Origin of the sequence: Lederbergia citri, assembly GCF_018343625.1 — a bacterium.
GTDB classification, from domain to species: domain Bacteria; phylum Bacillota; class Bacilli; order Bacillales; family Bacillaceae_C; genus Lederbergia; species Lederbergia citri.
In genome coordinates this window covers 1,108,867-1,129,720 of the sequence record NZ_JAGYPG010000002.1, presented here as the reverse complement: position 1 = coordinate 1,129,720, position 20,854 = coordinate 1,108,867, and the positions used below count along the sequence as shown (strand labels likewise).

At 37.2% G+C, this 20,854-nt stretch carries 20 protein-coding genes and 1 pseudogene; 17 read left to right on the top strand and 4 right to left on the bottom strand.

What is annotated here, in order from left to right; all coding sequences use genetic code 11:
• Window positions 1-21: 21 nt before the first annotated feature.
• From KHA97_RS14095 to KHA97_RS14015, 17 genes and pseudogenes are all read left to right on the top strand, one after another.
• Window positions 22-1,974, top strand: a complete 1,953-nt coding sequence (locus tag KHA97_RS14095; protein ID WP_213125346.1) for an elongation factor G — start codon at window positions 22-24, stop codon at window positions 1,972-1,974.
• Window positions 1,975-2,138: 164 nt separating this feature from the next.
• Window positions 2,139-3,215: a Fe(3+) ABC transporter substrate-binding protein gene (locus tag KHA97_RS14090; RefSeq protein WP_213125345.1), complete on the top strand. Its 1,077-nt coding sequence runs from the start codon at window positions 2,139-2,141 to the stop codon at window positions 3,213-3,215.
• A 162-nt stretch (window positions 3,216-3,377) separates the two neighbouring features.
• Window positions 3,378-5,009, top strand: a complete 1,632-nt coding sequence (locus KHA97_RS14085) for an ABC transporter permease (protein WP_213125344.1) — start codon at window positions 3,378-3,380, stop codon at window positions 5,007-5,009.
• 1 nt (window position 5,010) lies between these two features.
• Window positions 5,011-5,754 carry an ABC transporter ATP-binding protein gene (locus tag KHA97_RS14080; RefSeq protein ID WP_213125343.1) on the top strand — a complete coding sequence of 248 codons (744 nt, stop codon included), beginning with the start codon at window positions 5,011-5,013 and terminating at the stop codon, window positions 5,752-5,754.
• A gap of 173 nt (window positions 5,755-5,927) precedes the next feature.
• Window positions 5,928-6,280: pseudogene (locus KHA97_RS14075) on the top strand (DUF488 domain-containing protein).
• Between the two features lie 200 nt (window positions 6,281-6,480).
• Entirely contained in the window at window positions 6,481-7,017 is a 537-nt protein-coding gene (locus tag KHA97_RS14070) for a helix-turn-helix domain-containing protein (protein ID WP_233713481.1), read from the top strand.
• Window positions 7,018-7,033: 16 nt separating this feature from the next.
• A complete protein-coding gene (locus tag KHA97_RS14065; protein WP_213125342.1) occupies window positions 7,034-8,020 on the top strand; it encodes an alpha/beta hydrolase in 987 nt (328 codons plus the stop codon).
• A gap of 147 nt (window positions 8,021-8,167) precedes the next feature.
• Window positions 8,168-8,449: a phospholipase gene (locus KHA97_RS14060; RefSeq protein WP_213125341.1), complete on the top strand. Its 282-nt coding sequence runs from the start codon at window positions 8,168-8,170 to the stop codon at window positions 8,447-8,449.
• Window positions 8,450-8,614: 165 nt separating this feature from the next.
• Complete coding sequence (locus KHA97_RS14055) at window positions 8,615-9,400, top strand: sensor histidine kinase (RefSeq protein ID WP_213125340.1); 786 nt, start codon at window positions 8,615-8,617, stop codon at window positions 9,398-9,400.
• Window positions 9,397-10,116: a response regulator transcription factor gene (locus KHA97_RS14050; protein ID WP_213125339.1), complete on the top strand. Its 720-nt coding sequence runs from the start codon at window positions 9,397-9,399 to the stop codon at window positions 10,114-10,116. Before KHA97_RS14055 ends, KHA97_RS14050 begins: the two co-directional genes overlap by 4 nt.
• Window positions 10,117-11,169 carry a hypothetical protein gene (locus KHA97_RS14045; RefSeq protein ID WP_213125338.1) on the top strand — a complete coding sequence of 351 codons (1,053 nt, stop codon included), beginning with the start codon at window positions 10,117-10,119 and terminating at the stop codon, window positions 11,167-11,169.
• A gap of 59 nt (window positions 11,170-11,228) precedes the next feature.
• Window positions 11,229-12,842: an ABC transporter substrate-binding protein gene (locus KHA97_RS14040; protein WP_213125337.1), complete on the top strand. Its 1,614-nt coding sequence runs from the start codon at window positions 11,229-11,231 to the stop codon at window positions 12,840-12,842.
• An 85-nt stretch (window positions 12,843-12,927) separates the two neighbouring features.
• On the top strand, window positions 12,928-13,875 hold the full coding sequence (locus KHA97_RS14035; RefSeq protein WP_213125336.1) for an ABC transporter permease: 948 nt from the start codon (window positions 12,928-12,930) through the stop codon (window positions 13,873-13,875).
• Between the two features lie 13 nt (window positions 13,876-13,888).
• On the top strand, window positions 13,889-14,809 hold the full coding sequence (locus tag KHA97_RS14030; protein WP_233713480.1) for an ABC transporter permease: 921 nt from the start codon (window positions 13,889-13,891) through the stop codon (window positions 14,807-14,809).
• Between the two features lie 18 nt (window positions 14,810-14,827).
• Complete coding sequence (locus KHA97_RS14025) at window positions 14,828-15,718, top strand: DUF1028 domain-containing protein (RefSeq protein ID WP_213125334.1); 891 nt, start codon at window positions 14,828-14,830, stop codon at window positions 15,716-15,718.
• A 5-nt stretch (window positions 15,719-15,723) separates the two neighbouring features.
• Window positions 15,724-16,737, top strand: a complete 1,014-nt coding sequence (locus KHA97_RS14020; protein WP_213125333.1) for an ABC transporter ATP-binding protein — start codon at window positions 15,724-15,726, stop codon at window positions 16,735-16,737.
• Window positions 16,712-17,677, top strand: a complete 966-nt coding sequence (locus KHA97_RS14015; RefSeq protein WP_213125332.1) for an ABC transporter ATP-binding protein — start codon at window positions 16,712-16,714, stop codon at window positions 17,675-17,677. The genes KHA97_RS14020 and KHA97_RS14015 overlap by 26 nt, the downstream gene beginning before the upstream one ends.
• 68 nt (window positions 17,678-17,745) lie before the next feature.
• Here KHA97_RS14015 and KHA97_RS14010 read toward each other — a convergent pair whose 3' ends face one another.
• From KHA97_RS14010 to KHA97_RS13995, 4 genes are all read right to left on the bottom strand, one after another.
• Window positions 17,746-18,933 carry an alanyl-tRNA editing protein gene (locus tag KHA97_RS14010; protein WP_213125331.1) on the bottom strand — a complete coding sequence of 396 codons (1,188 nt, stop codon included), beginning with the start codon at window positions 18,931-18,933 and terminating at the stop codon, window positions 17,746-17,748.
• Between the two features lie 15 nt (window positions 18,934-18,948).
• Window positions 18,949-19,383 (bottom strand): GNAT family N-acetyltransferase, encoded by a 435-nt coding sequence (locus KHA97_RS14005; RefSeq protein ID WP_407658038.1) that lies wholly within the window; start codon window positions 19,381-19,383, stop codon window positions 18,949-18,951.
• Window positions 19,384-19,504: 121 nt separating this feature from the next.
• Window positions 19,505-20,050 carry a 3D domain-containing protein gene (locus tag KHA97_RS14000; RefSeq protein WP_213125329.1) on the bottom strand — a complete coding sequence of 182 codons (546 nt, stop codon included), beginning with the start codon at window positions 20,048-20,050 and terminating at the stop codon, window positions 19,505-19,507.
• A 151-nt stretch (window positions 20,051-20,201) separates the two neighbouring features.
• On the bottom strand, window positions 20,202-20,849 hold the full coding sequence (locus KHA97_RS13995; RefSeq protein ID WP_213125328.1) for a TetR/AcrR family transcriptional regulator: 648 nt from the start codon (window positions 20,847-20,849) through the stop codon (window positions 20,202-20,204).
• Window positions 20,850-20,854 lie beyond the last annotated feature (5 nt).

The window sequence follows — 20,854 nt, the reverse complement described above, 5'->3', positions numbered from 1 at the left end:
AATCCAAATTGAGGTACGATTATGAATAAAACGATTGGAATATTAGCTCATGTAGACGCAGGAAAAACAACTTTTTCCGAGCAAATTCTTTATCATACAAAAAGTATTCGACATCGAGGGCGGGTTGATCACAAGGATACTTTTTTAGACAATCACGAGATTGAGAGAAAGCGAGGAATTACTGTATTTGCTGAACAAGGAATGTTCTCATTTCGTAATTCTCATTATTATTTGATTGATACTCCTGGACATGTCGACTTCTCTCCTGAGATGGAGCGAGCCATTCAAGTAATGGACTACGCTGTCATTATTATGAGTGCGGTCGAGGGAATTGAAGGACATACGGAAACCGTATGGGAGATTTTAAGAAAACATCAAATTCCAACCTTTTTCTTTATTAATAAAATTGATCGTGTTGGAGCAGACGAGAATGCAGTTATTAAAGATATTCGACTAAATTTAACTGGAAATGTTTATAATTTAACCGATTCTTTTTCCGATGGAGAAATGAGTGAGGATTTAATTGAATTCATAGCTGAAAGAAATGAAGCCCTTTTCGAACATTATATGGATAAAGGCTACGACAAAGAATTATGGCTCCATGCAATGGTAGAGATGATTAAAGAGAATCATTTTTTTCCATGTATGTGTGGTTCTGCCCTTCAAGATATCGGGATTGATTCTTTTTTAGAGAAGCTAGACCTTTTAACCAACTCATATTACATAAATGAAGAATCATTCTCAGGTCGTGTTTATAAAATTCGCCATGATTCAAACGGAACTCGAGTTACTTTTATTAAAGCATTAAGCGGGACTTTAAAAGTACGTGAAGCAATAAAATATGGAGATGCGGATAATGTTATTTCTGAAAAAGTAACTCAAATTCGTGTATACAGTGGGAATAAGTACCAAACTGTCGATTTTGTAGAAGCTGGCCAACTTTTTGCCGTCACAGGCTTATCGATGGCAGTAGTTGGCGATGGACTTGGGACATTGCAAGAAAAAGTAAACTATGAAATGATCCCGACTTTGAAGTCAAAGGTTATATTAGAACCCGGGGTCAACATAAAAGAGGCAATTAAAACTTTTAACATACTAGGTGCTGAGGATCCGTCTTTAAATGTCCATTGGGATGAGAGGTTGCAAGAGATTCATATACATGTGATGGGAGTCATTCAGCTTGAAGTATTGGAACAGCTAGTTTTTGATCGCTTTCAGTTAAAAGTTGCCTTCGATAAGCCGGAAATTCTATATAAGGAAACAATTGAAACTACGGTTAATGGCTTTGGACATTTTGAACCTTTAGGGCACTATGCGGAAGTTCATTTAAAGCTTGAACCAGCTGAAAGGAATAGCGGAATTACGTTCGAAAATGCATGTCATGCAGATGACTTATCCTTCGGAAATCAAAATCTTATTCAACATCATCTTTTTGAGCGGGAACATCATGGGCTTTTAACAGGTTCGCCGCTGACCGATGTAAAAATAACATTACTAACGGGACGTGCTCATAACAAACATACATCTGGAGGAGATTTCAGGGAGGCAACCTTCAGAGCGTTGCGACAAGGGTTGGAAAAAGCAAAAAACATCGTGTTGGAGCCGGTTTATCAATTTAAAATTAAAGTTGACATAGAACAGATGGGTCGTGTTATTTCTGATATTCAAACTGCTCATGGTACTTATGATTCTCCAAGAACGGAAGGGGATAAAGCTATTTTAACGGGTATCGTTCCTGTTGCAACATTTATGGATTATGGTGCTGAATTTGCTGCGCTCACACATGGTAAAGGTATGTTGAATCTTGTTTTTTCTGGATATAAGCGTTGTCATAATGAAGAAGAAGTCATTGAAAGAATTGGTTACGATAAAAATGCTGATTCAAAGTATACTTCTTCTTCCATCTTCTGCGCTAAAGGTCAGGGTTATACTGTAAGATGGGATGAGGCAGAGCTGAAGATGCATGCTCTGTAAGTATTTATTGAATAGCTAAAAAGATTATATCTGTAACACTCCTAATTAAATATTGAAATTTATTCTTTTAAATTGATTGACAAATAGTTTCTCATCCCTATAATTGAAATTGAGAATCATTTTCAATTGAAAAATACATATATTTAATAGAGGAGCGAAACAACTTGAAGAAATTTTTCACAATCATAATTAGCGTGTTGATCTTAGCGCTTGCGGCGTGCGGTAGTCAGCCTGAAAAAGAAAATCAAGGATCTTCAAAATCTCAAGGGAACGAGAAAGTTGTTGAGAGTAAAGAAGTCAATCTATATACAAGCAGACACTATGATGTTGATAATGAACTATATGCTAAATTCGAAGAACAAACAGGGATTAAAGTAAACATCATTAAAGGAGAAGCGGACGAATTGCTTGAAAGAGTCAAGCGTGAAGGTGATGCAACGAAGGCAGACCTGTTTTTAACCGCTGATGTTGGAAGATTATTCCGTGCAAAAGATGCTGGATTACTACAATCAGTCTCAAGTGAAGTGCTTGATAAGCAAATCCCTGGAAAATTCCAAGATAAGGATAAAATGTGGTACGGTTTAACGAAAAGAGCTCGTATTTTAGTGTATAATAAAGAAAAAGTTAAACCTGAAGAACTTTCTACTTATGAAGATTTAACAGAAGACAAGTGGAAAGGACGTATTTTAGTTCGCTCATCAGAAAGTGTATATAATCAATCCCTTCTTGCATCATTTATTGAAATCGATGGAGAGGAAAAAGCAAAAGAATGGGCTCAAGGAATTGTAAACAATATGGCTCAAAACCCTGAGGGTGGAGACCGTGACCAGGCAAAAGCGATTGCTGCGGGTGTAGGCGATGTTGCTATTATGAACACGTATTATTTTGGTCAAATGCTTAATTCTGAAGATCCTGAAGAAGTTAAAGTGGCTGAACAGCTCGGAGTATTTTTCCCAAACCAAGAAACAACGGGTGCTCATGTTAATGTGAGTGGTGCTGGAGTTGTGAAAGCATCTAAAAATAAAGACAATGCGGTTAAACTACTTGAGTTTTTATCTGCAGATGAAGCACAAGCAGTTTTTGCGGATGCAAATTATGAATATCCTGTAAATGAACATGTCAAACCGTCTGAATTACTACAATCATGGGGAGAGTTCAAGGAACAAGACATCCCACTATCCGTTCTAGGGGATAATAACGCCAAAGCAATCATGATTTTCAACGAAGTCGGCTGGAAATAATAGAGAGAACCCTTGCTTATACTAGCAAGGGGTTTCTTGCAGTTATCAAAGGTTTGAAAAAAAGTATCATGAAGACCGGAAAGCTTATTAACTTTAATATCTCCATACAGTAAATGTGTATTAAATTCGGTAAGTGGTCATTGATTCAGAGGTGTAGGCATCATGCGAAAGTTTCTTGTGAATGTGAATAGTTGGACGATAGCAGCATCAGTCATTATTCTTTTATTATTCCTTCCTAATTTATCTATTGTTACAGGGATATTCTCACCTGTAACAGAAAATTGGCTTCATATAAAAGAACATGTACTTTTTCAATATTTACAAACATCTATTATTCTTGTTATTTCAACAGCATTATTAACTATTTTTATTGGTTTAAGCCTAGCTTGGTTAATAGCTCAATATCAATTTCCTTTGAGGAACTTCTTGAAATGGGCGCTTATATTACCGCTATCTATCCCACCATTCATTGGTGCTTACACGTATCACGGAATTGTAAACTATACAGGTGTTATTCAAAAAACTTTACGAAACCAATTCGATCTTACAGTGAATCCAGCTTATTTCGATATTATGAATATACCTGGAGCCATTTTCATTTATACTTTATTTTTATATCCATATGTATACACAATCACAAGAATTTTCTTATCTCAACAATCTGCTTCCCTCATTGAAAGTGCAAGGGTTCTTGGTAAGGGACCATGGCAAATATTTTTCAAGATTGTGCTCCCGATTTCTCGGGTTTCCATTATAGGTGGCGCAAGTTTAGTTGTGCTAGAAGTATTGAATGATTATGGGGTTGTAAAATATTATGGTATCCAAACATTTAGTACAGCAATATTCCAAACATGGTTTGGACTAGGAGACATTGAGTCGTCCATTAAGCTTGCCGCTTCACTAATGGGGATAGTCATTTTCATTCTAATAGTAGAGAAATTGCTTCGTGGGAAAAAACAATACAGTTTTTCCTCGACAAAAGTCAGGCCGCTCCCACTTGTGCGTTTAAAGGGAAAGAAAGCGTTACTAGCCACTTTGTATTGTATATTTATTTTTAGTCTCGCCTTTTTAATACCGGTCATTCAATTATTTGATTGGTTAATCTTGACGTGGGGAAAAATCCCGTTTAATGATTTTCTTTTATATGTGAAAAATTCTGTCATGGTAGCGGGAATCAGTTCAACACTTATCATCACTTTCGCCCTTATTGTTGGCAATTTCGGTCGACTTGTTCATGGCAAAATTGCCAAAGCCCTTCCGAAGCTGACGGTGCTTGGCTACTCGATTCCCGGAGCAGTCATTGCTGTAGCCGTAGTGACAGCTTTTATCGCAGTTGATAAGTTTTTAACACCAGTATATTTAATGCTTGGCATTAATACTGGTCTTGTTCTAAGTGTGAGCCTTGTCATGCTCATTTCAGCATATGTCATTCGCTTTTTTGCGATTGGCTATAATTCAATTGAATCAGGTTACGATAAGATTGGAACTAATTTTCGCGATGCTTCAAGACTTCTCGGAATGGGGTTAACGAAAACATTTTTAAAAGTCGATGTTCCTATGATGAAAGGCGCCATTATCAGTGGATTTATTCTAGTTTTTGTTGATATTTTAAAAGAAATTCCACTAACATTGATCTTAAGACCATTTAACTTTGATACATTATCGACGAAAGCTTTCCAGTATGCAAGTGATGAAAAAATAATGGAAGCATCACAAGCATCATTACTTATTGTTGCCATCAGTGCCACGGCCATCTTTGTTTTCCATAAGCTACTTGAAAAGGAGCCACAATAAGATGTTTATTAAAATCGAAAATGTTTGTTTTTCATACCCACATATAAAGGAAAAAGCGCTTGATTGTTTTTCAATGACCATTGAAAAAGGAGAGGTCATTTCTATTCTAGGACCGAGTGGCAGCGGTAAAAGCACTGTTCTACGTTTGCTGTCGGGACTTGAAATGCCTAGTCAAGGTTCTTGCACAATCCAGGATAGGGTGATATTTGATCAACATACGTTTGTGCAGCCGGAAAAGAGGGGAATCGGCATGGTTTTTCAGGATTACGCTTTATTCCCACATATGACCGTAAGTGAAAACATCCTTTTTGGCCTTTTCAATATGAAGAAAAGTGAAAGGAAGACAAGGTTGAAAGAGGTCTTAGAGCTGGTGGAGATGACTGAATACGAAAAAAGGTATCCGCATCAGCTTAGTGGGGGACAGCAGCAACGTGTGGCTATAGCACGTGCCATAGCCCCTAACCCAAGTCTTATTTTACTCGATGAGCCATTTAGCAACTTAGATTCGGAGCTTCAATTAAAAATTCGGAAAGATTTACGTAACATTTTAAAGAACGCTGGAATTACTTCCATCTTTGTTACACATGATGAAAACGATGCACTCGCCATTGCGGACCGCATTGTACAAATTAGAGCTGGAAAAATCCAAAATATCGGAAGACCGTGTGATTTATTAGGAGCTCAACTGCCTAAAACTACACTTCTTATCGAAGAAGAAAGTGAACGGATTTTGGCAGGTGTATAGTTGAGATAAAAAATGGTTCAATGATCCTAACCTCTTTTAGTTTAGAAAAGCTATAAGAGGTTATTTTTTTGTGAATAGCTAATGGAATTTTAGTTGGCGAAAGTAGGGTATATTAGTTCTAACAAGTTCAACTGCAATACTAATGATAGTTAATAGAAAGGAATGAGATGGATATGTCTGTTAAAATAAAACGGGCATATGTAGATACCGCGAATGATGATGGAGTTCGTATACTAGTTGATAGAATATGGCCGCGAGGTGTGTCAAAGGAACAGTTGAACATTGATCATTGGATGAAAGAGATTGCTCCTTCAACTGAATTAAGAAAATGGTTTAATCATGAACCGGAAAAGTTTGATGAATTCAAACAGAAATATAAAGGAGAATTACAACATAGCCAACAATGGGAGGAGTTAAAAAAATAGCGTTAGAGAAAAAGAAAGACGTTACTTTGGTGTATGGTGCTAAGGATGAAAAGCATAACCAAGCAGTTGTATTAAAGGAACTTTTAGAAAATCTGTGTTAGCAAAAAAAACAGGAAAAAAGTTAAAAACATATTGACAATATTTAGTCAGTGAATTATTATCAAAATTGATAATGGTTAGTGATAAAAGGAATAACCTAGATATATATGATTGACTCTAAGGTTTTGAAACCTCATGTCAATATTTTTTATCAAGCATTGTTATCATTATCAATAATAATAACAATAAGGAGATAGAAATTATGATGAAGGAATCAAAAGCGGACGTCATTTTACATCCAGTCCGAATGAGAATTATACAAACATTGATAAACGGGAGAAGGTTAACCGTTCAGCAAATCGGAGAGAGACTTCGGGACATCCCCCAAGCGACACTATATCGGCATTTAAAAAAACTGCTAGAAGCAAAGGTAATTGAGGTAGTTGAAGAAAATCAGATAAGGGGTGCTGTTGAAAAAGTTTACGCATTACCGGAACAGGCTGGGTCCATTTCTCCTGAAGATATTTCGAAATGGACAAAGGAAGATCATATGGATTCATTTATGAGATTTATTTCTGTTGTGTTGGCCGACTTCGAAAGATATGTCAGTCAAGAGGAGTTCGATATGCTGAAGGATGGTGCCGGCTACAGGCAAATAAGCTTTTATGTAACGGATGAAGAATACATGGAATTCCTACAAACATTAAATAGTGCAGCAATAAAGCTCCTTCAAAACGAAGAGGGAGAAAACAGAAGAAAAAGAACATTTTCAACGATTGTAACGACCGAAAACAATTAAAATGGAGGATTAAGAAATGAAACAACAGCAAATCAGTATTAATAGCGATGTATTGTTAAAAGGAACAATGATGTTTCCTGATTCCGATGAAAATAGACTTCCCGCTATTTTATTTCTTGCGGGCTCCGGCGGTATAAATAGGGATGGGAGTACAGTTAAAGGTAAATTCAAATTTAATTTGTATAAGGAATTGGCAGAAATCATTACACAACTTGGTTTTATTACTCTTCGCTATGATAAACGCGGAGTTGGCGAAAGTGAAGGGAAATTGTTAACTTCCGGACTTTGGGACGCTGTATCAGATGCGGAAATGGCCCTTGAGTTTTTGGCAGGGCATCCTAGAGTAGACCCAAATCGGATTATTGTACTAGGGCATAGTGAAGGCTGTATTGTTGGAACCGCCTTAAATGAAAAAAGGCCAGTTAATGGCTTAATTCTTCTCTCGGGTGGAGGCGGTGGATTGCAAGAAAGCCTTGATGTGCAAAGACAGCAAGTATATAAAGAAATGAGCGACACAAAAGGTTTTAAAGGAATTCTTATTAAAAAGCTTAATACGATTGAAAAAAGTGAAAAACAAGCTCAAGGACTTTACCGGAAAATGACTTCAACTGACAAAGATATTATTAAGATTATGGGATTTGTTAAAATGCCAGCCAAATATTTTCGCGAACATTTTCACTATGACATTATCGAAGGTCTAAAAAAGATTACATGTCCTGTTTTAGCAATCAATGGGTTAAAAGACTTTCAAACAAGTCATGACTTTCTAAATAGAATTCCGGAGAATGCGAAAGGGCCGGTATCGATTTTCCTTATTGAAAATATGGATCACGGGCTAAAGGTCCAACTTACGCCCATATCAGCATTAACTGCAAAGAAAGATTATGTAAAGACAGTCGGAAAACCAATCCATGAAGAGGCAATTATCCATATTACTTCTTGGTTAAATGAGTGGAAAGAAAATACAAATAACGGTGAATCGATGATCATTCAAAATGGTTAGAAACGAGACAATTAAATCAGTATTAATAGAATCATATTATTTAAAGTAGCTATTCCTAATTTGCATAGGGGTAGCTTTATTTTTTGCTATGGAAAACCTAAACAATAATAGTACAAAATGAATATCTTATTGTAAGGAGGTGGGGCTGTGAAACGTAGGGGGTCACGCTTTTGCGTATTTCCAGGCTACAAATGGTGTGGACCGGGTTGTAGTGGACCAGGAGCCCCGTTCAACGAGGTTGATGCAGCATGCAAGGGACACGATGAGTGTTATCGATCTAGTCGAAACTATTGTGAGTGTGACTACGAATTCCTTCGAAGACTTCGCCCGCTCATAAATCCTTCTACTAGAACGGGAAGGCATGCAAGTCTTTTATATGATTATATGAAATTCCAAATTCTCTTGAATTGTGGATTTAATAGAAGATGACGAGTATGTCCGGACGCTTTTGGAACATACTCGTTTTTTTATATTATTTATTTAATTCTTCCCCAGCTTTTAGCAACGTACGACTTCTGCTTAAACTCCTCTAGTCATAAAGTCACCTTTCGTAGTAATATAATTAATAATATTTTGAAAGTGGGTGACTAATCAATGGTTTCCTATGAAAGTTTCTTTCTATTAATCTTAATTAGTGTACTAGGACCAGTGGTTGGACTACTCACTCTAATATTTTTTAATGCGTTTGAGAGACAAGTGTATTTATTAGAAGTGGAAAATACACAAGTACTACTGGAAAAAGAATTGGAAACAAGTAAATATATTCAGTTGAACCAACAAATTCAACCTCATTTTTTATTTAATGCCTTGAATTCCATGCTCGGGTTAATTAGGTTAAAGAAATATGAGCGTTTGGAAAGTGTATTTGAACATATGGTGCTCTATTTGCGTTCTAAATACAATCAAGATAAATCACTGTATACACTGCGGGAAGAACTAGAATATACGAGACATTTTATCGCAATCCAACAATTGCGTTTCGGTGAACGTCTTCATGTGAATTGGATGGTAGATGAACAAATCGATGAAGCCATGATAGTCCCGTACGTTCTGCAGACTCTAGTTGAAAATGCCTTTAAGCATGGGATTGAAAACATTGAAGGAGAAGGGATATTGAACATTACCGTACATTCTACAGAAGATCAGAGGCTTATCCTCACAGTAGAGGATAATGGTCCAGGCTTCGAAACTCATCCATTGTCCGACAACACTCAAGCTGGAGTTGGATTAATGAATATAACAAAGCGGCTTAATTTATTATTTGGTGAGGAAGCTTATATCAATTTTTTGTTAAAGGATCATAGTACAGAAGGCGGAAAGGTGACAGTTTCTTTACCAAAAATATTCAATATTGACGAGCTGGGAGGTGATAATGAATGAATATTCTTCTTTTGGATGATGAGCCAATTGAATTAGAACAATTGGAGTTGCTTATTCATTCGCATTTTCCAACATGGAATATTTATAAAGCTTTATTCGGGTCAAAAGCTATTGAAATGGCTGAGGAAATGGTGAAAGAGGGAAAGCAATTTCAACTTGCGCTTATGGATATTAAATTGCCTGGAAGAAATGGATTGGAAATTGCTGAAAATCTAAAATCTTTTATGCCTTCATTAGAACTCATCATTGTGTCAGCATTCCAAAATTTTGATTATGCGAAGCAATCGATTCATTTAAAAGCAATTGACTATTTGGTCAAGCCGGTAGTAGAAAGAGAATTAATTGATAGCCTTCAACTATTTTTAAATGAGCATCCGGAATATAATACCCATACTGAAGTAGTGCAAGAAGTCATTCAGTTAGTAAATAATAATTATCAGAAGTCTCTCAAACTAGCCGAAATAGCTAAGCAGCTGCATATTAACGTAAGTTACTTAAGTAGACTTTTTAGTGAGGAAGTAGGTTCAACTTTTTCAGACTATTTACTCAATTATCGAATTGAAAAAGCAAAGAGTCTTTTACTTCTTCAAAGGAATTGGTCAATTCAACGTGTTGCCGAAGAATGTGGTTTTAATAGCCCACATTATTTTAGCAACGCATTTAAGAAGATAGCAAATTGTACACCAAAAGAATATCGAAATAAAGGAATCGCATAAGTGAAAACATTAAAACCTTTGAATGTAACGTACTTAATTTCTAATTGGCTTTCCATTAGCATGATTTTCCTCATAGGTGAAGCAGTTATCCAATTTGGCGTTTATGCTGGCATTGTGATTGTCGGAGTATTTATACTTGCATTTTGTGTTGCACTGCCGTTTTTAAAGCCTATTTTTTCCAACCCCACTCCGGTTAGAAAACCAAAATGGTTAAAGGAACTTTTGTTAGCGGTTTGGCTGCTTGAAATCTTCATTTTACATTTTTTAATCAGCGGGCTGCTCCTACAAGCTTTTTTTGATATGCACTATACTGTTTCTGTTTTCTTTACAATGGGGATAAGTTTCTGCATCATCATATTTTTATCGAAAATGAGAATGCTCGTATTTGTCCTAAAAAATATTAAGTTTATTTTACTTAGTAGTTTAGCTATTTTTCTACCAACCTATATTTATTTGCAAAAGGGGCTAGAATCCGTTTATCACGATCTGTTATATTATCACCCAAGTGTTCTTCATAACAATCAAAAGGGGATATGGGTGCTTATCGCTGTTGCATTTTTGATTTTTTTCACGAAATTTTTATTGCAAGGAGAAATGCTGTCTAAGTTCGCAGGAAAAACATTTCATAAAGGTATGCGCAAGTTATTCGTAGCCGTAATTATTTATTCAACTTTTATCCTAGCTTTTTCAACAATGATGGTTGTAGCTATCACGCAAAATTTGGAAGTAAACCATGTAAACGAGTTGCTCCTTTTTATGATTAGAAAGCTTTCAACTCCAAACGTCTCACATTTAATAGGAATCGCTCTTTATATATCTACCTTGCTTACGTTAGTACTTTCTTTTTTTCTATTTGAAGATGAGTCGGATAATAAAAGGTTATCAAGAACACCTACAATACTTATTTTAATAGCTTCAGTTTGTGCTATTGTTTTCTTTCATCGTCAACTGACACTTTTAAACATTTATAGTTTTTCGGGTCTGTTAATTTGTGGACTTTTCCTCTTATTTCCATTTTTCAGAATGTCAACAAACATTAAAAAAATGAAATAATATTGCAACATTATTGTTTGAAAATTCCCTATAATAAGTAAAAAGAGGGGGTTGAAAACATGGGGAGAACCAGAATAATGGTACTTTCTTTTTTTCTTATTGTTGCTTTAGTCATTAGTGGTTGTAGTAGTTCCAAGACCTCTAATGAAAAGGGAAAAGAAGGTAACGCAAAAACAGAAAAGAATAATACGATTGTTATTGGGTTGGAAGCTGAACCTACATCTTTAGATGCTCATCAGTTGTCAGACTTCAACTCAAGCCGGACAGCGATGGAAATATATGATCAGCTCGTCCATTTTAAAGATGGAAGTACAGAGCTGGAGCCTGGACTTGCAGAAAAGTGGGATGTTTCCGAAGATGGTCTAGAATATACTTTTTATTTGAAAAAGGATGTTAAGTTCCACGACGGAACTCCTTTTAATGCAGATGCAGTTAAGTTCAGCATTGATCGTCAAATCGATCCGAAGCACCCGTTCCATGATACAGGTACATATGCGTATGCTGATTTTACCTTTGGATCTGTCGACAAAGTAGAGGTAGTTGACGAATACACGGTAAAAATTACATTGAAAGAAATGTTTGCTCCGTTTTTAGGGAATATGGCTATGCACGCAGCAAGTATTGTCAGCCCTACAGCTGTAGAAAAATATGGTGCAGACTTTACAAAAAATCCAGTCGGAACTGGTCCTTATAAATTTGTGAAATGGAATCCGGGCGTCGAAGTTATTTTAGAAAAGAACGAAGATTATTTTAAAGGTGCACCTTCTGTTGATAAGTTAATTTTTAAACCAATCACAGAACCGCAAACACGATTAGCGGAGCTTGAATCAGGAACTATTGATTTTATCGTAAACGTTCCGCCGGATGATCTTGCAAGACTAAAAGAGGATTCAAATTTGCAAGTAATCGAACAAGCGGGAATGCACGTATGGTGGACAGCGCTTAACACGCAGCGTGAACCTTTTAATAATGTGAAAGTTCGTCAAGCCATTAACTATGCCATTAATAAGGAAGCGATTGTAGAAGGAATTTTACAAGGAACGGGTGAAGTGGCAAACAGTCCTGTACCACCAACTGTATGGGGGCATAATCCAAATACAAAAAATTATGAACATGATCCTGTAAAAGCGAAGAAGCTATTAGAAGAAGCGGGATATCCAGATGGCTTCGATGTGACTTATTGGGTGCCGGAATCTGGCAGCGGGATGCAGCAGCCTGAAGCAATGGCAGCAGCCATCCAAGCAGACTTGGCGGAAATCGGTGTAAATGTAAAAATTCAAACTCTAGAATGGGGAACGTATTTAGATAAAGTATTTGTTCCTGCAGAAGAGAATGATATGGATATGCACCAAATGTCATGGATGGGGGACAATGGTGACCCTGACAACTTCTTATATATTTTATTAAGTGGTAAGCAATGGCCCACAGCTGGTTTCAATGACGCTTATTATAAAAATGAAAAAGTCGATGAATTATTGGATCAAGCTAGAGTCATAAAGGACAAAGCTGAACGTACAAAGATGTATGAAGAAGTACAAGAGTTAGTGATGGAAGATGCTCCTTGGGTTGTAGTGGACCACGAAAAGCAAATTGTGGTGGCTAATAGTCGAATAAAAGATTTTAAACTTCATCCTACAGGTGTATTTAGATTTTCAAATGTAAAAGTAGAATAATTGATTTTTAGCAAAGAGGAGAGCAACTCCTCTTTGCTGTTTCATAAGAGTTCAACTATTTCCTATATGGAATGAGGTGAAGGAGTTGTTTTCATATATTTTAAAGAGATTAGGAGGGCTAATTCCAGTTTTACTAGGAGTAACCATCCTTGTTTTCTCTATCATGCATTTATCTCCAGGGGATCCTGCAAAAATTATACTAGGTCCGAAAGCAACAGCAGAGTCCATTGCTAAATTAAATGCTCAGCTTGGATTAGATCAACCTTTGTACATACAGTATTTTACTTGGATTGGAAATGTATTAACGGGTGATTGGGGCAGATCGATTCAAATGAAAATGGATGTATTGCCACTTGTCATTGACCGATTTAACGCAACATTAATTTTAACGATTTTTAGTGCACTTTTTGCAGCAGTCATCGGAATTGGAGTTGGCATTATTTCCGCTTATAAAAAATATTCTTGGATTGATCGTGGACTTATGTTTTTTGTTCTAGTTGGATTTTGTTTGCCTGTTTTTTGGCTCGGTATCATTTTACAAATTATTTTTGGACTTAAACTTGATTTATTCCCGATATCAGGGATGTATTCTCCTGGAGAAACCGGTATAGCGGATTTATTAAAGCACATTGTTTTGCCTTCTTTAGCCCTTTCAGCTGGTGCTGGGGCAGTCATAGCGAGAATGACGAGATCCAGCATGTTAGAAGTTTTGGAGCAAGATTATATTCGAACAGCTCGATCAAAAGGGATTAAAGAACGACGTGTTATTTATCTTCATGCATTAAAAAATGCCTTCATTCCTGTCCTTACTGTACTAGGCATGCAGGTAGGATTTTTGCTTGCTGGAGCCGTACTCGTCGAAATGGTCTTCGCTTGGCCGGGAATTGGCACTCTGATGATTAATGGAATATTGGCAAGGGACTTTCCTTTAGTGCAAGGGATCATTCTTTTTGTAGCTACAACATACGTCATCGTAAATTTACTTGTAGATATTTTATATGCCTTGCTCGATCCGCGGATCTCTTATAAATAGGAGGTGAATGAGATTGGAACCTAATGTGAGCAAAACTCCCAATAATGTACTAGTTAGCGAAAATATACCCAACTTAGGAAAGCCAGCGGTGAGAAAAAGTCCATGGAGAACAGCATGGAAGAAGTTATTGCGCGATAAAGCTGCGGTAGCAGGTTTATTGTTGCTTTTAATTATTTTATTGATTACTTTATTGGCTCCTATTTTACCACTTGCAAATCCAGAAAAAGTTAATTTGATGAATCGTTTAAAACCAATTGGAACAGAAGGACATCTTTTAGGTACAGACGATTTAGGAAGAGATATTTTCAGCAGGTTAATATGGGGCGGACGAGTATCCATTACTGTAGGTTTTATTGCTGTAGTTATAGCATTGTTTTTCGGTGCCATTTTGGGACTTATTGCTGGGTATTTTCAAAAGTTCTTTGACACTGTCATTATGAGATTTATTGATATATTAATGGCTTTTCCTTACGTTCTATTGGCAATTGCAATCATTGCTGCGTTAGGACCTGGCCTGATGAATACAATGATTGCTATCAGTATTGTAGGGATTCCCTATTATGCAAGAATTGTACGAAGCAGTGCCTTAATGTTCCGCAATATGGAATTTGTTTTGGCTGAACGCGCGCTTGGAGCAGGGCATATCCATATTATTTTCCATCATATTTTGCCTAATTGTTTGCCTCCAATTATCGTTGCAGCAAGTTTGGATGTTGGTTGGATGATTTTAGCAGCTTCAGGTATGAGTTTTCTAGGTTTAGGGGCACAACCTCCGATGGCAGAATGGGGAGTTATGCTGAGTGAGGGACAAAAATTTATTCGAGTGGCTCCTCATGTGAGTTTATTGCCTGGGTTTGCGATTTTCCTAGTTGTTTTGGCAGTCAATTTAGTCGGAGATGGGTTTCGTGATGCACTTGATCCTAAAACAAAATAAATGGGAGGAAGAACAGTTATGAAAAAGAACAATATACCAAAAGATTATGTAAATACGTATTCGATTGTCGGTTTTGATCCGGAGACGAAAGAACTTGGAGTAGCTGTGGCTTCTAAATTTCTATCTGTAGGTTCTATTGTTCCGTGGGCAAAGGCTGGAGTAGGAGCAGTTGCTACACAATCTTGGGCTAATCCGCTTTATGGAATCGAAGGGTTAGAACTAATGGCGGAAGGAAAAAGCGCTGAAGAAGTGGTGAACATTCTGACAGAGAACGATGAGCAAAAGCTTCTTAGACAAGTCGGAATGGTGGATGCTAATGGAAACAGCGCAACTTATTCAGGAAGTGAATGCTACGATTGGGCTGGAGGAATTGCCGGTCAGAATTTCGCTTGCCAAGGGAATATTTTAACCGGACCTGAAGTTGTAGAGGCAATGGCTGCAACTTTTCAACAAACAGAGGGAGACTTGGCGACACGACTATTAAAAGCTTTAGAAAGTGGCGAAAATGCAGGCGGTGATCGAAGAGGCAAACAGTCCGCGGCATTATTAATAGTGAAGGAAAATGGTGGATACGGCGGTGTTACCGATCGATATTTAGATCTTCGCGTGGATGATCATAAAGAACCTGTGAAGGAATTAGGAAGAATCCTTGACTTACACCAATTATATTTCAAGAAATCAAATCCGGAAGACATTCTGCTTGTTGAAGGTGATTTGAAGGCGAAACTTTCTGCTGCATTACAAAAGTTGAACTTCCTAAAAGTAGACCAACCAACAGATGATGAAATATTTGAAGCACTTAAGGATTTCCACTTAATTGAAAACTTTGATGAAAGAGTTCAAGAAAAAGGAAAAGTTGACTATAAAGTCGTTGAATACATCGATCTCTTACTTCAAGACGAGGAATGAAGACAATGAACGCACTATTAGAAGTAAAGGATTTGGAAGTAGCTTTTAAAAAGGATCGTGAATTTATTCCTACCGTAAGAGGGGTGGACTTCCAGGTCTTCCCGGGGGAAACGCTTGGAATTGTCGGTGAATCCGGTTGTGGTAAAAGTGTTACATCGCTTAGTATCATGGGCTTGCTCCCGAAAGAGTTTAGTAAAGTAGGAGAAAAAAGTGACATTTTGTTTGAAGGAAAATCATTAAAGCATTTGTCGGATGTTGAATATCATCAATATCGAGGCAAAGAATTAGCGATGATCTTTCAAGACCCGATGTCTTCGCTGAACCCTGTCTTTACAATAGGCTTTCAAATGATTGAAATGATTATGGCACACATGAAACTTTCAAAAAAAGAAGCGAGAAAAAGAGCAGTCGATATGTTGAAGAAAGTTGGAATACCTAGAGCTGACAGTGTAGTAGATGAATACCCTCATCAGCTTTCAGGTGGAATGAGACAGCGTGTGATGATTGCAATGGCATTATCATGCAATCCGAAGCTGCTAATTGCCGATGAACCAACAACCGCTTTAGATGTAACGATTCAAGCTCAAATATTAGATTTGATGAAAAAACTTCAGAAAGAATATCATACAGCTGTAATGCTGATTACACATGATTTAGGTGTCGTAGCAGAGGTTTGTGATCGAGTAATTGTTATGTATGCGGGAAAAGTGGTGGAAGAAGCAGAAGTAGCCGAAATATTTAATGCACCGAAACATCCGTATACAGTTGGATTAATTAATTCAATTCCTAGTTTAACAGATGAAAAGCAAAGGTTGGATGCTATTTCTGGTTCAGTTCCACTTCCGGAAGAAATGCCATTAGGATGTCCATTCGCCCCACGATGCGCACATGCAACTGAACGTTGTTATACTGAAGAACCTTTACGGGTAAACGTAGGACACAACCATTATACAAGCTGCTGGTTATATAGTGAGGAAGAAAGGGGAGTGGCCTATGGGGGAACTATTAGCAGTACGTAACCTTAAAAAATATTTTCCTGTTAAAAAGGGATTAATAAGCCGAACATCCAGCTATGTTAAAGCAGTCGATGATGTCAGCTTTACTTTGAATGAAGGTGAAACACTTGGCTTAGTTGGAGAAAGTGGTTGTGGGAAATCAACATTAGGGCGAACGGTTCTACAATTATGGAAACCCACTTCAGGCGAAGTATTATATAATGGAAAAAATCTAGCGGATATGAATTTTAAACAATTGCGCCCTTTCCGAAAAGATATCCAGATGATTTTTCAAGATCCATATTCTTCACTTAACTCTAGAAAAACCATTAGAAGTATATTAAAAGAGCCGTTAAAAATTCATCATTTGTATACTGAAAAAGAAAGAGAAGAAAAAGTTGTAGAAATGCTTGAACTTGTAGGATTAAATCGCGGCTTTGCTGATCGTTATCCTCATGAATTCAGTGGGGGACAGAGGCAGCGGATTGGCATTGCAAGAGCTTTAATGTTAGAACCGAAGTTAATAGTGGCGGATGAACCTGTTTCAGCCCTTGATGTATCTGTTCAGGCGCAAGTTCTAAACTTGATGCAAGATTTACAAGAAAAACTGAAACTGACATATTTATTTATTGCCCATGACTTAAGTGTCGTGAAACATTTTAGTACAAGGGTTGGAGTTATGTACCTTGGCAGAATGGTGGAGCTTGCCAATAAGTCGGATCTTTATTCTGAGCCGTTGCACCCTTATACACAAGCGTTGTTATCCGCAGTTCCAGTACCTCAAGTTGGCGTAAAGCGCGAAAGGATTATCCTCCAAGGAGATGTCCCAAGTCCGGAAAATCCTCCTCAAGGATGCGCTTTTCATACACGTTGTGGTGCATGTATGGAAATCTGCAAACAAAAAAGACCAGAGATGAAGGAAGTCTCCAAAGGGCATTATGTAGCTTGCCATTTATATAATTGACAGACGGAAAAGGCAGTCTGGAAATTCAAGTTGTGAATTTTCAAGACTGCCTTTAATTTCAATATATCCTATAGAACACATTCCACCATTTTATCCAACAGCTCTTGCGCAGCCACTGTCCGCTCACCGCCGCCTTGGACGAAATCGTCTTTTCCGCCGCCTTTTCCATTGATTACTGAGCGGGCTATGTCTGAAATCTGCTTCATGCTCAGATTTACATTCAATCCTTTTGCTGCCACGTATTGCAAACGATCTTCATTTTCCAATACTAACAAGACGATTACATTGTCATCTAAACCGACAATCATTCGTGCTAAAGATTGTACTTCTTGCATCGTTCTCCCAATGAATACTTGCTTCACGATTTCATTATCTTTTTTAGTCAGTAACTCTTTTGCTTCATATTTAAGTAGAGCGTCCTGTGCTTCTTTTAATGTTCTTTCTAATGTGCGATTTGCGGCAAGTAGTTTTTCCACAGCATCATTTACTCCACCTTCAGGAGCACTTAATAGTCGACTAGCTTCAGATAAAATGGCATTCTTACTATGTAATTGCTGTAAAATACGGCCGCCGCAAACAAAATGGACCCGAGTTTTGCGCTTTTGTTTTTCAGTAGATAGAATTTTAATACCACTCACTTGGCATGTCGAGCTAGGATGGGTACCGCCGCAGCCGTTATAATCGAAATCAGATATGATGACTAAACGGATTTCGTCTGTGACCGCTAATTCTTTTCGCAAGGAATATTGATCTAGTTCATCCTCTGTGACCCATTTCGTTTGGATTGGAAGGTTTTTCAAGACAATGTCATTTGCTAGTTTTTCTGCAGCTTCTAACTGCTCGGAATTTACACTTTCGGCAGCCAAATCAATGCTGCAAAGCTCTTTTCCTAAATGAAAGCTTTCTGTTTGAAAGCCAAATAATTCCACAAACGCAGCGGTTAATATATGCTGGCCAGTATGCTGCTGCATATGATCAAAACGCCTGCTCCAATTAATAATACCTTGAACATCTCCGGTTGAATTCAACCTTTCAGCTAATGTATGACGAATTTCTCCATCTACTTCCTCTACATTGAGAACTTCAATTCCGTTAATTGTTCCTGTATCATGTGGCTGACCGCCTCCAGTAGGGTAAAATGCGGTATTTTCTAACACGACATACCAATTGCCATCCAAATCCTGTGATTCTTTGCTAATTTGAGAAGTGAAATTTTGAACGTAAGCATCTTGATAATATAAACGATCTTTTAACATTTAATAAATTCCTCTCTAAACTAAAGAATATCTCGCTAATTGCTCTCCCCACGGGGCCATTTCAGTTTCTATAAATCCCGCTTTTTTATAAACCATTTGAGCAGCCTTGTTTTCTGGATGATATCCAATCATAATGACGGGAATCCCTTTAGAATTATTTTTCTTTATCTCGTCAATGACTAGGAGTATAGCCTGTGAACCTAACCCTTGCCCTTGGAAAGCTTGGTCAATCATCAGTCTATATATCCAGAAGTTCCCATCATCTTCGTCAATTCCGTACATTGTAAATCCGACCATTTTATCATTAGAATAAATCCCTTTTACACATCGCTCAGGATAAAACTGGGCCTCAGCTATCGAATATAGATTGGAAGCTATAAAAGAACATTGATTTTCTTGTACGGTTAATTCGCAAGCTATTTCCCAATTAGTTCTATCAATTGATTTCATAGTAAGTGCTTCCAAAATAAAACTCCCTTCTGATATTCATTAGGAAAATAATATCATATATCGCAATTAGATAGTGAATGGACAAATAAAAAACCCGAATGCTGGGCATCCGGGTTACTAATTATTGATAGATTTTTATTTTTACAGTACGTACACCCCATTGAAGTGCCTTTGCCTTAGTAGGTAAGTGTATATCAATCTTATTTCCTTTCATAGCGCCGCCAGTATCACCAGCGATAGCTTCTCCATAACCTTCCACCCATACTTTAGTTCCAAGTGGGATTATTTTTGGATCAACGGAAATGACTTTTGCGTTCGGGTTTTTCTTTAAATTAATGCCTGTGGCTGTGATGCCACTGCAACCTTTACAACTTGCTGTATAGGCAGTTGCTTTAACAGTCATAGTCTTGTAGGCTGGGCTGGCGGAAGCTTTTTTCGGTGCTGCTACCGGTTTTGCTATTTTTAATACTTGATTTGGTTTGATTAAATCTGTTTTAAGCCCATTCCAACTCTTTAATTGGTTGACAGAGACTTTGCTTTTATTGGCAATCTTCCATAAAGTATCGCCTTTTTGGACTTTATATGTACTAGCCGCGGCTGAGGATATACCAGAAACACTAAATAATAGAAAACAAGCAGTAATCGTCGAAATAACTATCTTTTTCAATGTAATAGTCTCTCCTAACGTTTTTGAATCTAGCATTTAGTATAGCAGGGGAATATGACAGGAATATTTCACTAGCGTAGGAATTGTGTTACATTTTGATTTCTAGATCGCAAAAAATGAAAAAAACCACAGCAAAGTGTGGTTTTTGTCGTTATTCTTTTGGACTCAATCCATGCAGGATTGTTTGAAGAGTACGCTCGGTTTCAAGTTCATCATCCCATTCAAAATTAGGGAAGAGGATGTAACGTGAAAATAGGTAGCCAAGAATATTCGTAAGCATGAGCCTAGCTATACTATTCGGAGGCATATCTATCAATTGTCCTTTTTCCTGGTAGAATTTGATTTTGTTAACGAAAAGTCCAAATATTTTTTCAGCAAATTGTTCAATAATATGTTCCTTTAATTCCACTTGAAAAGGGATTTCTTGAAGGACAATTTTAATAACAGGCAATAGTTTCTTCAAAACTGCTCTGCGATTTTCAATCGTAGCTCTTAAAAAATCCTCAATATGATCATAAGGACGATCCAATACCTTATTGAAGTCATTAACGACGATTGGTCCAACTAATTTTGTTATAAGAGGCATTACAATGGACATAAGCAGCTCTTTTTTTGTTTTGTAATGCCGGAAAATCGTACCTTCCGCAACTCCAGCTTTTTTGGCAATTTCACTAGTTGAAGTAGAGGCATAGCCTTTTTCGGAAAATAATTCGATCGCTGCCTCAATGATTTTTTTTTGCTTTTCGGTAAAATTTTCATTGTCAAATATCTGTTCAATTATAAAATCATTTTCAGACATTGTCT

What these genes read in the sequence shown, in the direction of transcription:
- KHA97_RS14095 (WP_213125346.1), top strand. Translation starts at nt 22, where the DNA reads ATGAATAAAACGATTGGAATATTAGCTCATGTAGACGCAGGAAAAACA.
- KHA97_RS14085 (WP_213125344.1), top strand. Translation starts at nt 3,378, where the DNA reads ATGCGAAAGTTTCTTGTGAATGTGAATAGTTGGACGATAGCAGCATCA.
- KHA97_RS14080 (WP_213125343.1), top strand. Translation starts at nt 5,011, where the DNA reads ATGTTTATTAAAATCGAAAATGTTTGTTTTTCATACCCACATATAAAG.
- KHA97_RS14070 (WP_233713481.1), top strand. Translation starts at nt 6,481, where the DNA reads ATGATGAAGGAATCAAAAGCGGACGTCATTTTACATCCAGTCCGAATG.
- KHA97_RS14065 (WP_213125342.1), top strand. Translation starts at nt 7,034, where the DNA reads ATGAAACAACAGCAAATCAGTATTAATAGCGATGTATTGTTAAAAGGA.
- KHA97_RS14055 (WP_213125340.1), top strand. Translation starts at nt 8,615, where the DNA reads ATGGTTTCCTATGAAAGTTTCTTTCTATTAATCTTAATTAGTGTACTA.
- KHA97_RS14050 (WP_213125339.1), top strand. Translation starts at nt 9,397, where the DNA reads ATGAATATTCTTCTTTTGGATGATGAGCCAATTGAATTAGAACAATTG.
- KHA97_RS14040 (WP_213125337.1), top strand. Translation starts at nt 11,229, where the DNA reads ATGGGGAGAACCAGAATAATGGTACTTTCTTTTTTTCTTATTGTTGCT.
- KHA97_RS14025 (WP_213125334.1), top strand. Translation starts at nt 14,828, where the DNA reads ATGAAAAAGAACAATATACCAAAAGATTATGTAAATACGTATTCGATT.
- KHA97_RS14020 (WP_213125333.1), top strand. Translation starts at nt 15,724, where the DNA reads ATGAACGCACTATTAGAAGTAAAGGATTTGGAAGTAGCTTTTAAAAAG.
- KHA97_RS14015 (WP_213125332.1), top strand. Translation starts at nt 16,712, where the DNA reads ATGGGGGAACTATTAGCAGTACGTAACCTTAAAAAATATTTTCCTGTT.
- KHA97_RS14010 (WP_213125331.1), bottom strand. Translation starts at nt 18,933, where the DNA reads ATGTTAAAAGATCGTTTATATTATCAAGATGCTTACGTTCAAAATTTC.
- KHA97_RS14005 (WP_407658038.1), bottom strand. Translation starts at nt 19,383, where the DNA reads ATGAAATCAATTGATAGAACTAATTGGGAAATAGCTTGCGAATTAACC.
- KHA97_RS13995 (WP_213125328.1), bottom strand. Translation starts at nt 20,849, where the DNA reads ATGTCTGAAAATGATTTTATAATTGAACAGATATTTGACAATGAAAAT.